Annotated in this window: 14 protein-coding genes; 11 read left to right on the top strand and 3 right to left on the bottom strand. The window is 41.6% G+C overall.

Features of this window, described 5'->3' with window-relative positions:
• Positions 1-98 precede the first annotated feature (98 nt).
• The 4 genes from ACSBQP_RS18005 (at position 99) to ACSBQP_RS17990 (ending at position 4,410) form a co-directional block, all read left to right on the top strand.
• Positions 99-1,001: a dienelactone hydrolase family protein gene (locus tag ACSBQP_RS18005; RefSeq protein WP_007501875.1), complete on the top strand. Its 903-nt coding sequence runs from the start codon at positions 99-101 to the stop codon at positions 999-1,001.
• A 52-nt stretch (positions 1,002-1,053) separates the two neighbouring features.
• Entirely contained in the window at positions 1,054-1,806 is a 753-nt protein-coding gene (locus ACSBQP_RS18000) for an NAD-dependent epimerase/dehydratase family protein (RefSeq protein ID WP_435028687.1), read from the top strand.
• Between the two features lie 218 nt (positions 1,807-2,024).
• Positions 2,025-2,885 (top strand): carbohydrate ABC transporter permease, encoded by an 861-nt coding sequence (locus ACSBQP_RS17995; protein WP_098680761.1) that lies wholly within the window; start codon positions 2,025-2,027, stop codon positions 2,883-2,885.
• A 25-nt stretch (positions 2,886-2,910) separates the two neighbouring features.
• Positions 2,911-4,410, top strand: a complete 1,500-nt coding sequence (locus ACSBQP_RS17990; protein ID WP_008343015.1) for an extracellular solute-binding protein — start codon at positions 2,911-2,913, stop codon at positions 4,408-4,410.
• A 44-nt stretch (positions 4,411-4,454) separates the two neighbouring features.
• Here the strand turns inward: ACSBQP_RS17990 and ACSBQP_RS17985 are convergent, their stop codons facing one another.
• Positions 4,455-5,294 carry an aldo/keto reductase gene (locus ACSBQP_RS17985; RefSeq protein ID WP_048001441.1) on the bottom strand — a complete coding sequence of 280 codons (840 nt, stop codon included), beginning with the start codon at positions 5,292-5,294 and terminating at the stop codon, positions 4,455-4,457.
• A gap of 13 nt (positions 5,295-5,307) precedes the next feature.
• Positions 5,308-6,495, bottom strand: coding sequence for an MFS transporter (locus ACSBQP_RS17980; RefSeq protein WP_048003495.1), 1,188 nt, complete (start codon positions 6,493-6,495; stop codon positions 5,308-5,310).
• Positions 6,496-6,649: 154 nt separating this feature from the next.
• Between ACSBQP_RS17980 and ACSBQP_RS17975 the strand changes: the two genes are divergently transcribed.
• Positions 6,650-7,021, top strand: a complete 372-nt coding sequence (locus ACSBQP_RS17975; protein WP_008343017.1) for a winged helix-turn-helix transcriptional regulator — start codon at positions 6,650-6,652, stop codon at positions 7,019-7,021.
• Positions 7,022-7,056: 35 nt separating this feature from the next.
• Here the strand turns inward: ACSBQP_RS17975 and ACSBQP_RS17970 are convergent, their stop codons facing one another.
• A complete protein-coding gene (locus ACSBQP_RS17970; protein WP_435028686.1) occupies positions 7,057-9,357 on the bottom strand; it encodes a helix-turn-helix domain-containing protein in 2,301 nt (766 codons plus the stop codon).
• 231 nt (positions 9,358-9,588) lie between these two features.
• Between ACSBQP_RS17970 and ACSBQP_RS17965 the strand changes: the two genes are divergently transcribed.
• From ACSBQP_RS17965 to ACSBQP_RS17940, 6 genes are read left to right on the top strand one after another with little or no spacing between them, the layout of a single operon-like run.
• Entirely contained in the window at positions 9,589-10,554 is a 966-nt protein-coding gene (locus tag ACSBQP_RS17965) for an ABC transporter permease (RefSeq protein ID WP_008343019.1), read from the top strand.
• 18 nt (positions 10,555-10,572) lie between these two features.
• Positions 10,573-11,685 carry a glycoside hydrolase family 88/105 protein gene (locus ACSBQP_RS17960; RefSeq protein ID WP_039168377.1) on the top strand — a complete coding sequence of 371 codons (1,113 nt, stop codon included), beginning with the start codon at positions 10,573-10,575 and terminating at the stop codon, positions 11,683-11,685.
• Complete coding sequence (locus ACSBQP_RS17955; protein WP_052320999.1) at positions 11,682-12,206, top strand: hypothetical protein; 525 nt, start codon at positions 11,682-11,684, stop codon at positions 12,204-12,206. Before ACSBQP_RS17960 ends, ACSBQP_RS17955 begins: the two co-directional genes overlap by 4 nt.
• A gap of 17 nt (positions 12,207-12,223) precedes the next feature.
• Positions 12,224-13,513 (top strand): Gfo/Idh/MocA family protein, encoded by a 1,290-nt coding sequence (locus ACSBQP_RS17950; RefSeq protein ID WP_045034175.1) that lies wholly within the window; start codon positions 12,224-12,226, stop codon positions 13,511-13,513.
• Positions 13,514-13,537: 24 nt separating this feature from the next.
• Entirely contained in the window at positions 13,538-14,221 is a 684-nt protein-coding gene (locus ACSBQP_RS17945) for a YesL family protein (protein ID WP_046527550.1), read from the top strand.
• A gap of 54 nt (positions 14,222-14,275) precedes the next feature.
• The gene (locus tag ACSBQP_RS17940) at positions 14,276-14,587 is read left to right on the top strand and encodes a rhodanese-like domain-containing protein (RefSeq protein ID WP_017358336.1); all 312 of its coding nucleotides are present in this window, start codon (positions 14,276-14,278) and stop codon (positions 14,585-14,587) included.
• The last annotated feature ends 29 nt before the right edge of the window (positions 14,588-14,616 follow it).

Here is a 14,616-nt window from a genome sequence, read left to right as displayed (position 1 = left end):
TTGTTTATTTCCCGGGACATAATTTTGTCGAAAACAAGGTGATTCCTCCATCAATCTCGTATTTAACAAGTTGATCAAGAAAATGAGGAGTGACGTCAATGGAAAAGGAAAGCAAACGTGAACAACTGCTCAGTTTATTAGGGGAAATGCCGGAGCGCCATCGTGTAGAGGCGTATACGTTAAAGATTGAGGAACGTGAATCGTACTTAGTAGAAACACTCATTCTCTCTATTCATGGGGTGGAGGAAGTTCCGGCTTATTTTGTGAAGCCGAAAGATACAGTGAAAAAAAGGCCTGTTGTCTTGTTCCAGCATTCTCATGGTGGGAATTATGTGGATGGGAAAGAAGAGTTATTGAAGGGGGCTCATTATTTGCAAGCGCCTTCATACGCAAAAGAATTCACTTCAAAAGGCTATAGTGTGTTGGCGATTGATCATGCGGGATTTGGTGAAAGAAGGGGGAGAACAGAAAGTGAAATTTTCAAAGAAATGCTGTTAACAGGAAAAGTGATGTGGGGCATGATGCTGTATGAGAGCATGTGTGCAATTGATTATTTGCTGTCCCGCTCTGATGTGCTTCCAGAGCGTTTAGCTGTTTTTGGGATGTCAATGGGCGGCCTTCTTTCATGGTGGACGGCAGCACTTGATGAGAGGGTCAGTGTGTGTGTGGATCTTTGCGCACAGGTTGATCATCACACATTGATTGAAAAGAATCATTTAGATAGACACGGTTTTTACTATTATGTACCGAGCTTAGCTAAGCACTTTACAGCAGCTGACATCCAAGAAATGATTTTCCCAAGACCGCATTTAAGCTTAGTTGGAAAGCATGATCAGCTTACACCTGCTGAAGGTGTTGGACGAATTCAACAGACATTAAGTCAAGCCTATCAAGCTGCTTCCTTAAAGGAACGTTATCAGCTTATAGGTCTACATGCAGGTCATTTTGAAACGGCTGCTATGCGCCACGAGGCTACACGTTTTTTGAAAAAGTGGCTGTAATCAATAGACGGCATGGACATACTACTCCGATAGAAGATGAAGGAGGAAACAGATGAAAAAAATCACCATGATTGGCGGATGTGGTGTCATCGGACGTTTATTAACTAAAGAGCTCTCTTTGGAGTATGACCTGACCATCATTGATCAAACAAGGTGTGTAGAAGAAGTCATCATGGCAAATGCGGCAATTGAAGAGGAGTTGTTTCAAGCCATTCCAAGAGATACAGATGTGATCATTCATCTTTTAAACATAGACATGACGCATGATGTGATGAATGAAAAGGAGTTTGCAAAAATGAATGATGTGTTTTGGAAAAGCACGTATGATATGTTTCGTTCAGCGGCCCGGTTAAGCATTCCAAAAGTCATTTTTGCAAGCAGTAATCATGTGACAGATCGATATGAAAAAGATGGTCACTCCTTACTAGGGCGAGAAATTACGACTGATGATGTACCAGCAACGAAAAATGTGTATGGCATTTTAAAATTTGCTTCCGAACAGCTTGGGCGTTTGTTTCACGATCAAACAGGTATGTCTGTCATCAATTTGAGAATTGGAACCGTCGTGACAGATGAGATGGAAGGATTGCACACCAAAAAAAGAACGAAACGAACGCTTCTTTCACATGAAGACCTTTTCGGCATGATCAAGGCTGCCATCGAAACGGACGTTCCATTCGGGACTTATTATGCCGTATCAGAAAACGAAGGAAAACCTTGGTCTACTGAGAAAACGAAGCAGGAGTTAGGCTACAGGCCAGATGTCAATACGGCAGAAATTCTGAAAGAAAACGATCAGGCATAGGGCATAATCATGACATTAGCTCATGATCTTTTTCTTTTCATTGATGAGGCTAAAAGCACGAATGGCATGATCATCTCTGTGGTCTGTCATGATGATTATAGACGCTTTCTTCCCCCGTTTGTTACATTTTAATCACGATATCGTCAAAGGCTGCAGCTTATGTTCAGACGAAATGATAACGCTTACAAAGAAAGGGCGTGATGAACATAGATCGTTCTATTAAAGGCCGATTGTTCAATGTATTTAATTACTCTTTTCTACTCATGTTCGCATTAATATGTGTGCTCCCGTTCATCCATGTCATTGCCGCCTCTTTTGCGACAGTAGAAGAGGTCATCTCAAAGAAGTTTATTTTGTTTCCAACGACGTTTTCTCTAGAGGCCTATCGCTATATCTTTTCTACAGATATTGTGTATCGCAGCCTGATTGTATCCATTCTTGTGACACTCGTTGGAACAGCGGTCAGCATGTTTTTATCCTCACTCATGGCGTATGGGCTGTCTCGTCAAGAGCTAAAGGGCCGAAGAACCCTCATGTTTCTCGTTGTCTTCACGATGCTGTTTAGCGGAGGGATGATTCCGACGTTTATTGTCGTGAAAACACTAGGGCTGCTTGATACTTACTGGTCACTCATTCTGCCAGTGGCCATCAATGCATTCAATTTGATCATTTTGAAAAACTTCTTTCAAAACATTCCGGCAAGCCTTGAAGAATCAGCGAAGATGGACGGCTGTAACGACTTAGGGATCTTCTTTAAAATTGTACTGCCACTTTCTTTGCCAGCTATTGCGACGATTTCACTTTTTTATGCCGTGACGTATTGGAATACGTACATGACAGCCATTTTATATTTAAACGATTCAGTGAAATGGCCGATTCAGGTCCTGTTAAGACAAATCGTCATTGTATCAAGCGGTATGCAGGGAGATATGTCAGATATGGGCTCATCAACACCGCCGCCAGACCAAACCATTAAAATGGCGGTCATCGTCGTGGCGACCATTCCCGTTCTGCTTGTCTATCCATTTATTCAAAAGCATTTCAACAAAGGGGCATTACTAGGTTCTGTAAAGGGTTAAAAAGATGGAATAACGGAGGGATCTTATGGGGAGAAAGAAATTATGGCTGATTGCCTTTGTTTTGTTATTTGCCGCAAGCGGTATTCTGTCAGCTTGTTCAAGTAAAGGAGCAAGCTCATCAGATGAAAAGGTTGATTTAGACAAAAAGGTGAAACTGACATGGATGGCGATTTTGTATCATCAGCAGCCGCCAAAAGATTCAGTGTTAGAAGAGATTGAGAAGCTCACAAATACAGAGCTTGATATTACGTGGGTGCCTGATGCGGTGAAAGAAGACCGTTTAAATTCAGCACTTGCCGCAGGGAACCTCCCGCAAATTGTGACGATTCAAGACATTAAGAATTCATCTGCTATCAATGCGTTCAGATCTGGCATGTTCTGGGAAATCGGTCCATACTTAAAGGATTATCCAAATTTAAGTAAGATGAACGAACTGATTAATAAAAATGCCTCAATCGATGGGAAGCTTTATGGCATTTATAGAGAGAGACCACTTTCAAGACAAGGGATTGTCATTCGAAAGGATTGGCTTGAAAATTTAAATTTGGATACACCAAAAACGCTGGATGACCTTTATGAAGTAGCCAAGGCATTTACTGAAAAAGATCCGAACAAAAATGGCAAGGACGATACGATTGGTTTTACAGACCGTAACGATTTGATTTACGGTGCATTTAAAACGCTTGGTTCTTATGAAGGAATGCCAACAGATTGGAAAGAGGAAAACGGCAAATTTACGCCAGACTTTATGACAGATGAGTATATGAATACAATGAAATATATGAAAAAGCTGCGTGACAATGGTTATATAAACAAAGACTTCCCAGTCACAAGCAAAACGCAGCAGCAAGAATTGTTCTCACAAGGAAAAGCGGGTATCTATGTAGGAAATATGGTAGATGCAGTGAACTTAAGAGATGATGCAACAGATAAAAACATGGAAGTGGATATTATCAACCGAATCAAAGGCCCAGATGGAAAAGAACGTGTATGGGCATCAGGCGGCCATAATGGCATCTTCGCCTTCCCAAAAACAAGCGTCAAATCAGAAGCAGAGTTAAAGAGAATTTTGGCTTTCTTTGACCGCATTGCAGAAGAAGACGTGTATGGTCTCATGACATACGGGATTGATGGAAAGCATTATAACAAACAAGATGGAAATACATTTGTGAGGGAAGAAAGCCAAGTGAAAAGCTGGCAGACAGATGTACAGCCGCTTGTCAGCCTCGTAGGGATTGATAAACGTTACTTGAAAAATAAAGGCGATGCAGTTCGTACAAAATATGAAGAGCTGGAAGAAGACAATAAAAACATCATTGTCGCTAACCCTGCTGAAAGCCTGTATTCAGAAACAGCATCAGAGCGAGGAAATGAATTGAAGAAAATCATCGATGATGCGACCTATAAGTTCATTCTTGGTGATATCAACGAAGAACAATTTAAGAAAGATGTAGAGAAGTGGAAATCAAATGGTGGAAATAAAATCATAGAAGAATATGAAGCTTCCTTTAAAAAATCAAAATGATGAACATGAAGACCCCCGCTTAGTAAAAAGCGGGGGTGTTTTCATTAAAAATCGAAGTTGTCTGGGTCAGGACCAATTCGTTTATTTTCATTTAAGTCAGACAGGCGCTTCATATCCTCATCAGATAGGACAAAATCAAAAATATCGGCATTTTCTTGTAAACGATGGGCTTTCGTTGATTTAGGAATCGTAATGACGCCTTTTTGCACATCCCAGCGCAAAATAATTTGAGCAGGTGTTTTGCTGTATGTGCCTGCAAGCTCCATGATCAGCGGGTGGTGCAGCAGCTCTCCCTGCATAAGTGGTGACCAGGCTTCCATTTGGATGCCATGTGTTTTCAAATACGTAAACAGCGTTTCCTGCGTGAGTTTTGGATGAAACTCGACTTGATTAATTGCTGGAATGATGTCCGCATCTTTCAATAATTCGTCTAGATGATGCGGCTGAAAGTTACTCACACCGATGGCTCTGACTTTTCCTTCACGGTATAGCGTTTCAAGCGCGCGCCATGCTTCTTTGTATTTCCCTTCAACTGGCCAGTGAATTAAATACAGATCAAGATAATCAAGCTGAAGTTTTTTCAGGCTGTCTTCGTATGCTTTTAGTGTCGCTTCATATCCTAAATCGGCATTCCACACTTTGGATGTCACAAAGATGTCTTCGCGGCGAAGGCCTGTTTCTGCTAGACCAAGTTGTATGCCTCGTCCAACACCTTCTTCATTGCCGTAAATAGAAGCTGTATCAATACTGCGATATCCTAATTGAATGGCTGTTTTAACAGCTTCAATTAATTCCGTTCCTTCTTCAACCTGAAAGACCCCAAGACCAAATCCTGGCATGCGGACGCCGTTGTTTAATGTTTTTGTACTTTGTAAATCGTTCATATGAAAGACTCCTTTACATGGTTTGTTTGTATTCTTTTTGTTCGATTTGATGACTCACCATTGTGAGTAAGGCAGCCATGAGCACCATGATGCCGCCAACCCAGCCAGTATGCACAAGCCCAAGGGTATCTGTCACGATGCCGCCTAAAAATGAACCAATGGCGATACCTGCATTAAAGGCAGCGATATTCAGAGCGGAAGCAACGTCGACAGCTCCAGGTGTATACCTTTCTGCAAAATCAACGACGGCAACTTGAAGGCCGGGTACATTCATGAAAGCAAACAGTCCCATCAGCATCACAGTTCCAATCCCGAGTGTCATAAATCCAGCAGTAAAGCTAAGGATAAACAAGATGAGACTTTGAATGATAAACATATAAATCAGTGCCTTCATTGGCTGTTTATTCGCTGCTTTTCCGCCAATGACATTCCCAGCGGCGATGGTCATCCCGTATAACAGCAGGATCAAGGCAACTGTTTCAGGCGCAAGACCTGTCACATGCTGCAAGAGAGGGGATAAATAGGTGAAGACGACAAAAGTTCCTCCATACCCTGTAGCAGTAATGACAAATAAAAGCAAAATTCTTTTCGTCTTTAATAAGGCTGCTTGATCCTTAAACGTTGTTTTCACGCCCTGTTTCAATTGAGACGGAACAAGGAAATAGTTAGAAATCAGTGCGATTAGGCCAATCATGACAATCACACCAAATGACGTCCGCCAGCCGAGCTCATGACCAAGAAACGTACCGAATGGCACACCGGTCACAGTAGCGACTGTTAAACCAGTGAACATAAAGGCAATAGCGCTTGCCCGCTTTTCTTTCACCACAAGGCTTGCGGCAATGGTTGAGCCAATCGACATAAATACGCCATGTGATAGGGCTGAAATCACTCGTCCGATTAAGAGCACAGAAAAAGTTGGGGCAATCGTGGCGAGTGTATTTCCGATCAAAAAGACGAGCATAATGAGCAAAAGCAATGTCTTTTTGTTCATAGCGGAAGTCAGGGAGGTTAGAATTGGTGCGCCAAAGGTAACACCGAGCGCATATAAAGAAACAGTCCAGCCGGCCTGACTGACACTCACGCCAAAGTCCTCTGAGATCATCGGTAGGAGACCTACAGAGATAAATTCAGTTGTACCTATAGCAAATGCACTAATCGCTAGTGCGAGAAGGGCAAAGTGATTTTGTTTGTTTTGCATCGTGATTCACATCCTTCTTTCATGACATTTTAATAGACGAAGCCGATCGGCAAGAGTTATTATCTAACATAGATGACAGAAAAAAAAGTACGTACTTTTTTGTAATATAGGTACTAAAAAGTGCCTGTTCAGCATCAAAAGGAGTGAAGAGACGTTGGAAAAGAAGAAATATAATATCTCTGTGGAAGCAACGCTTGAAGTGATCGGCGGGAAATGGAAGTGTGTCATTTTATGTCATTTAACACATGGGAAAAAGCGGACGAGTGAACTGAAGCGCCTCATGCCAAATATCACGCAAAAAATGCTCACACAGCAGCTGCGAGAGCTTGAAAATGACGGTGTGATTAACCGCATTGTATATGAACAAGTGCCGCCTAAAGTGGAGTATGAATTAAGTGAATACGGACAGTCACTTGAGCGAATTTTAAATGCGTTATGTGATTGGGGGGCAGCCCATATTGAACGAGTGTATGGCGAGCCGCTTTCAGTGCTGGAAGACAGTATCCTAAATGAACAGTTTAAATAAAAAAGTCCCGCTTCTTGTGAGAGCGGGACTTTTCTTTATGTGCCTTTTTTCTGATCACGGTATTTCCCAGGCGTCGTGCCTTCCAGCTTTTTAAAGGAGCGGATGAAATTTTGCGGATTTTTATATTTTAGCTTTTCCGAAATTTCTTTCACCGACATATCCGTTTCCACCAACCAGTTTTTGGCGACATGATGTCGGTAAGACGAGAGATATTCACTAAAGGAGATATCCATTTCTTTTCTAAAAATACTACTTAAATAATTTGGATTGTAGTGCAGGCGTGTAGCGATTTCATCCAATGTCAGATCTGAGTCAAATTCTTGATGAATGATATGAATGATTTTCTCTGAGATATTTTTATATTGAGAGTCTTCACGCGCGCCGAGCTGATTAATGATGGGTCGAATGATCTCATGTTTCAGCCACGCTTCTGTATCTTCAAACGTTTTAAACTCAAAGATCGTATCATAGAGCATTTTATTATCTTCGACTTCAAACAATTCAATGCCTAGCAAATGCATCAGCTCAATGAGATTGTTTAAAAAACGAGCGAGAGCAATCTGGTACTCATGTGGTCCCGCATTTTTAGAAAAAATGGATTGCAGAAGGACATGTAAATAGTGATCTGCCTTGCCTTGATCGCCTGCTTTAATGGCATCAAATAAATCATGCTGCAGTTGTTTTGGGAAATGAGTCTTAAACGTCTTTCCTTGCTGAATATGCTCGTATAAAAGAATGGATTTTTTCTCTGCTTTGAGCCTGTATTTTAAGGCTTCTTTTCCCTCAATATAAGCATGTTTGGCCATAGAGAGCTCTTTAAATGAGCGACTGATCCCAATGCTGATCGACAAGCCCAGCTCTTCCTCAATCCGCTGCTGAATTGTTTCGGCTAATTGATTTAAATATTCAGTAAATTTCTCTTCTGACTTCGATTGATTGAGGACAATCGTCGTTTGATGCTGATTGACAACGGTCGGCTGAAGGTGCTCCTCTAGCGGAATAATCTGCTCAATCAGTCCATTTATCGCAAATAAAAGCAAGTCTGCATCCTTTTTTTCATACGGCGTTCCTTTTAGTGTATCGATTTGGGTCACAAGCATGGATAAATGGGACCAGTCACGAGGAAAGCCTAGACTTTGAAATCGGTTGTGAATCTCTTCTTCCGTCAGCTTGCCAAGCAGCAGCCGCACCATAAAGTATTGCTGTAAGTGTGTTACTTGCTGTTCAATCCGTTCCTCTAGATCATTGTTTTGATCTTTCATTTGTTTAATGCTCGATTCGATGAGCTCAAATTCATTTTGGAAAGGCTGTTTATGCAAAAACGACTCATTACGTGCAAAGGATTCGTATAATAAGCGAATCGGTTTATAAAAGTGTCTAGAGCCAAACCATGAAAATAATAATGAAAGCGCTAACAAAATAAAGCAAATAATAAAGGTGATCCACCCGATTGATTTCGTTTGCTGCTTTAGTTCTGGAATGGAGACAAAGGATAAGTATGTCCATTCGTTATAATCTGATTTTTGAAACGTAATTTGATAGTTTAGTTCATCGATTTTCATATCAAATTGTCCGGATCGTTCTTCAAGTGACAGGACATGTTTGACGAAATCTTGATTTTTTAACGAGTCACCAATTTGTTCTTTTCGATTATGTAGCAGCACTTTTCCGTTTGTATCAATGACAAACATACTATCAGATTGAGAGAAGTCAGGCATGTTGTCAGCAATCACGCAGCTTGGAATGCTGGCGACGGCGATCCCCTTTTTTTGGACACTATTCATCGGCAGCTGCTTGATTAAATTCACATTGTATTTGCAAAAGGATGTCTTTCCTTCTTTTGTTGAGACAAGTGGATTATTTTCTTCAAGTGCCCAGCTGGAATGACTCGGAATATTGAGGTAAGAGGTTAACGCTTTCTCTTGATCCCCGTTTGAGACATGATAAAGACCAGAATTGTTCATATACCAATCTTCCATTTTACTAACAAGTGTAATATTGGAGAGATCAGTGTCGAAGGTTTGTAGGTAATTCAGTTCTTGCTGGACTTGATTATAAAGTTGGAATTGGTCTGGATTTAAAGGTTCTGCCAGTGTTTGAAGGAGAGGCGGCGAACTGACATAGTGAGTGAGAGAATGATCTACTGTCTTTAGAATATGCTCAATATTGGATTGCGTTTGTTTGACGCTGTCCAGCTTTTCATTTGAAATATTTTCGAGTGCAGTTTTTTGCGAATGCTGATAAGAAAAAATACCGACAATAATAACAGGAATTGTACTAAGCACGAAAAAAAACGTCACCAGCTTGTAATAAAATTTATACTGCTTTCTTTTCATAAAACCCCCCATTTCAAACGAAACAATCTTTTCCCCTTAGTTTATTAATCCAAAAATCTGGTAGGTTTGTCAATAATCATTTTCTGAGATTAGGATCATTTTCTTATGTTTTATGTAACGTTTTGAGTAGCTTCCCCTGAGTAAATATGATCTGATGATATGATTGTAGACGGATTTTTCATCCTTAAGATACAGTTAACACATGCATCAGCATGAGGGGAGGCTTTATCTGTGAAAACACAGGATGTCACTGCCAAGGGTGTGCCTGCGGCAGCTTTGAAAAAAGAAAAGAGAAAGCGCTTACTTAACCAATTACTTAGTCAAAAATTTCTGTATTTAATGATTTTGCCAGGGCTCCTTTATTTTCTTGTCTTTAAATATGTCCCTATGTGGGGGCTGATCATTGCCTTTCAAGATTACCAGCCGTTTCTCGGGATTCTTGGCAGTGAGTGGGTTGGCTTCAAACACTTTATTCGCTTATTTACAGAACCAACATTTTTCATCTTATTAAAAAATACGCTCATTTTATTTGCCATGAATGTCGTGATTTTCTTTCCGATTCCGATCTTATTAGCCCTTCTTTTAAACGAGGTCAGATTGGCACTGTTTAAGAAATTTGTTCAGACAATGATTTATATTCCTCACTTCATGTCATGGGTGATTGTCGTGTCCTTATCTTTTGTTTTGTTAACGGTAGATGGCGGGTTAATCAATGAATTGATTGCTTTCTTTGGAGGAGAAAAGATTAACTTCCTTCTTAGTCAAGAATGGTTTAGACCCATGTACATTTTGCAGGTAATCTGGAGAGAAGCGGGTTGGTCAACCATTATTTATCTTGCGGCGATTACAGCAGTGGATCCGCAGCTATATGAAGCAGCAAAAATGGATGGAGCCGGCAGACTTAGACAAATGTGGCACATCACCCTTCCTGCGATTAAAAGTGTCATTGTTGTACTGCTCATTTTAAAAATCGGTGATACATTAGAGCTTGGATTTGAACATGTCTATTTATTACTCAATGCGACCAACAGGGAAGTTGCAGAGATTTTTGATACGTATGTGTATACAGCTGGTCTGAAGCAAGGGCAATTCAGCTATAGTACTGCTGTTGGTTTATTTAAAGCAGCCGTTGGACTTATTTTGGTCATGATGGCAAACCGTTTAGCGAAGAAGTTTGGAGAAGAAGGGATTTATTAAAAGGGGAGATGAAGACCAATGACATTATCGATTGAAAAGGGATCACCGCTTGAGCATGCAGAGAAATTAGCACAAACAATAATGAAAGCGTATACACCGATTGAACTTCCGCCAGCTGGAAGGTGGCACTATCATCAAGGGGTTTTCCTTTGCGGAGTGATGAAGCTTTACGAAGCAACAGAAAACGAGGCGTACTTTGATTATGTGAAAAATTATGCTGACTCACTCATTGATGACCATGGGAATCTGTTATTCCGCAGAGACGAGCTTGATGCCATTCAAGCAGGGCTCATTTTATTCCCGCTGATTGAAAGAACGGGAGAGAAGCGGTATGTGAAGGCAGCGGAAAAGCTTCGGGGGCTTTACCGGACGCTGAATCGCACGTCTGAGGGCGGTTTCTGGCATAAAGACAATTATGCTTATCAAATGTGGCTAGATGGTCTTTATATGGGTGGGCCTTTTGCTTTAAAGTATGCCCAGTTGACAGGAGAATCGGAGCTGGTGGACATGGTCATCCATCAAGAGCATCTCATGAGAAAGCATACCAAAGATGAAAAAACGGGCCTTTACTATCACGCATGGGATGAGCGGAAAGTGATGCCATGGGCTGATCAACAGACGGGCTGTTCCCCAGAATTTTGGGCAAGATCCTTTGGCTGGTATGTCCTTGCGTTAGCCGATATGATCGAAGATTTACCAGAAGGACATGAAGGACGAAAAGTGTGGAAGGACACACTGACAGATATGCTGGAAAGTGTGGCAAAATATCAGGACGACGAAACGGGTCTATGGCATCAAATCATTGATAAAGGAAGTCATAGCGACAACTGGCTTGAAAGCTCAGGGTCATGTCTATTCATATATGCGATGGCAAAAGCCATGAATGAAGGATATGTCAGTCTTCGATATGTTGATCATGTGGTCAAAGCGTATCAAGGGTTGATTCAGTATAAAACGGAGGAAAAAGACAACGGCGATTTTACAGTGAACGATATTTGTATTGGAACATCTGCGGGTTTTTATGATTATTACGTTGGCAGAGAGCGGAGCACGAATGATTTGCATGGAGCAGGCGCTTTTATTATGGCGTTAACTGAACTAGAAAAGCTGTCTGTGTTTCAAAAGGTATGAGGCGGCATCAAAGGGCTGCGGCATGGCTCCTCAGCTTCATCGCTGCCTTTTATTTGTCCGCCTGTCAGGGGAAAACAGAGGGGATTGATGTCCTTATTTTTTCTGACATGTCAAAAGCAATGAAAGACCAATTAGTGGAGAAAGCTTTTCAACCAAATCAGGAGACATACGACGTTCACATCTTCCCTGCAATTCCTGAAAAACTTCTTGTTGAAATAACTGCAAAAGAGGGGGACGTGATGTTTGTCCCGGAAGAAATGTTTAGAACATATGATGATCCTGAAAGCTTTCAGCTGCTTGAAGAGATGCGGGTAGATGGCGAAGGGGAAGGACCATATACGGTGGAAGATGCAAAGACGGGAAATACAGTCGATTATGCGGTCCAAATCAAGAAAGGAACAAAGCAGCTAAATGGCTATACCTTTCGATTACACCGAGATATGGTCGCCTTCATACCTGTGTATGCGGAGAAATCTAAAGAGGCACTGTCTCTCATGAAGCAGCTTCGTGAAAACCAATAGAAAAAGGGGTGGGGAATGTGAAAAGGGTCGCCGTTTGCGGGCTCAGTCACCGTGCTTTCAATATGTTTATCAAACCGCTCACCGAGGATTTCAATGAGCATTACAGGATTACAGGGCTCCTAGATGTAGATGAGAAGCGGTATACACTTTGTCAGGAGCGTTTTCCATCACTAAGGGGAGTCTCATTTTTTCATGAGGATGCATTTGGTCAGATGGTGAAGGAAGCAAGACCAGATATCGTCATTGTGGCGGGGCGAGATGATACACATGTCACATATATCCTGCAGGCACTGGATCATGATCTGGATGTCATAACGGAAAAGCCGATGGTCACAACAGCAAAAGATGCCAAACAGGTGATGGAAAAAGAGGCAGAAAGCAAAGGGAAGGTCACCGTCACCTTTAATTATCGCTACAATCCATTCCACCGAAAGATAAAAGAGCTTATTTTAGATGGAAAGATTGGAAGGGTCACGTCTGTTGAGTTAAGCTGGCTCATTGATACGTATCACGGAGCCAGTTATTTTAAAAGGTGGAACCGCTCGCGTCAATATTCAGGCGGTCTGTCTATTCATAAATCGACCCATCACTTTGACTTGGTCAACTGGTGGATTGATCAAAAGCCGAAGCAAGTATTTGCCTATGGCGCACTGAATTATTATGGGGATGAAAGTCCTTGGAATCCTTTGCAGGGTGAAGAGAATCGATATTGTGGAACCTGTCATGTAAGAGATACCTGTCATTATGAAGCAAGGTGGAATCCGCGGGTAGAGCGCACAAAGGTGGAGGATGACCATATTGAATCAGGTGAGCAGCAGTCAAAGCAATACTCGAATTATCGCCCGGATGCCTGTATTTTTGATCAAGAAATTGATATTGAGGATACATACGTGGCGTCAGTGGCTTATGATCAGGGGGCTTTGTTAAGTTACTCGATTCAATTTTCAGCGCCATATGAAGGCTACCGGCTTGCGATTAACGGGACGAAGGGACGGATTGAAACAAATGAGTTTCATGTGCCATCGAGAATCCCTTTTCAATTCCCTGAACAGACAATTGCATACTACCCGATGTTTGGTGGAAAAGAAACGATTGAAGTTGTGAAGCAATCAGGTGGTCATGGAGGTGGAGATCCGCTATTATTAGCAGATTTATTTTTAGGAAAAGATCCGCTCATTCCTTATGACATTTCAGCAGGAGCAGAGGCGGGTGCTTATTCCATTGCACTTGGCGAAGGCATGTGGCGCTCAGTTGCAGAAAAACGCCCGATTGAAATAGAAGAATTGTTTCAAAAAGAGACGGTGTAACGAGAAAGAGAGGAGGGACGAGAGATGGATCATGATGGATCAATGAGCAGAATGCTGCGTATGTGTGAGTGGGTGATGAGACTCGCCTATACGAATTTGTTATGGCTTTTGTTCACTTTACTTGGGCTTGGAATCTTTGGCTTCATGCCTGCAACAACAGCGTTATTTTCTGTGATGAGAAAGTGGATACAAGGGCATGAGCAAGTCAGCGTCTTTCAAACCTTTTGGAAAGTATACCGCGAAGAATTTGTACGCTCTAATGTCATTGGAGTGGTGCTGGTCACCATCGGGACGATTATTTATGTAGACCTTGCTTATATTTATCCAACGAGTTGGTTTTTACACGTGCTTCGCTTTGCGATCTATATCTTTGGTTTTCTGTTTATTGTCAGCTTGTTTTATATCTTTCCGCTGCTGGCTCATTATGATTGGAAAAAGCGTCTTTATTTGAAATTTTCCCTTCTGCTTGGCATCTCGTATTTGCAATATACGCTCTCTATGCTCGTTTTCTCGGCTATTCTCTTTATCCTATTTGCTTATTTGCCAGGGATCGTGCCGTTTTTTAGCATCAGCATTCTCGCATATGGCCACATGTGGCTAGCCTATCAAGTGTTTAAAAAGATAGAGTTTGAAAGCGAGCAGCCGGCAGTTGATGTGAAGAAACGATTCCCGTCTTTCCTTCAATCCAAGCGGGTGAATACGCAGTGATGTGTATGATTTGCTATAATGGTGTCACCGTGAATAAAAGGAGAGATGAGAGTCGTGTCAGTAAAAGAAATTTCAATAGAAGAATTAAAGCAAAAGCTAGAGCAAGAAGAAGCCATTCAACTCGTCGATGTGCGTGAGGATGAAGAGGTAGCAGAAGGCATGATTCCAGAGGCAGTCCATATTCGAATGGGCGATATTCCTGAGAAGCTAGATGCGTTTGATAAGACGCAAGAGTATTATATTATTTGCCGTTCTGGTAAACGCAGTGAGAATGTCTGCTATTTCTTAGAAGACCAAGGCTATCAAGCAACCAATGTCGTTGGCGGCATGCTTGCATGGACAGGAGAAACAAAACCGAAGCTGTAAAAAGAAGTCCTTTCATCGACAAGATGGAA

The sequence above is a fragment of the Bacillus sp. G402 genome, from assembly GCF_051172515.1.
Lineage (GTDB): Bacteria > Bacillota > Bacilli > Bacillales > Bacillaceae > Bacillus > Bacillus altitudinis.
This window is presented reverse-complemented; position numbering and strand designations above follow the sequence as displayed.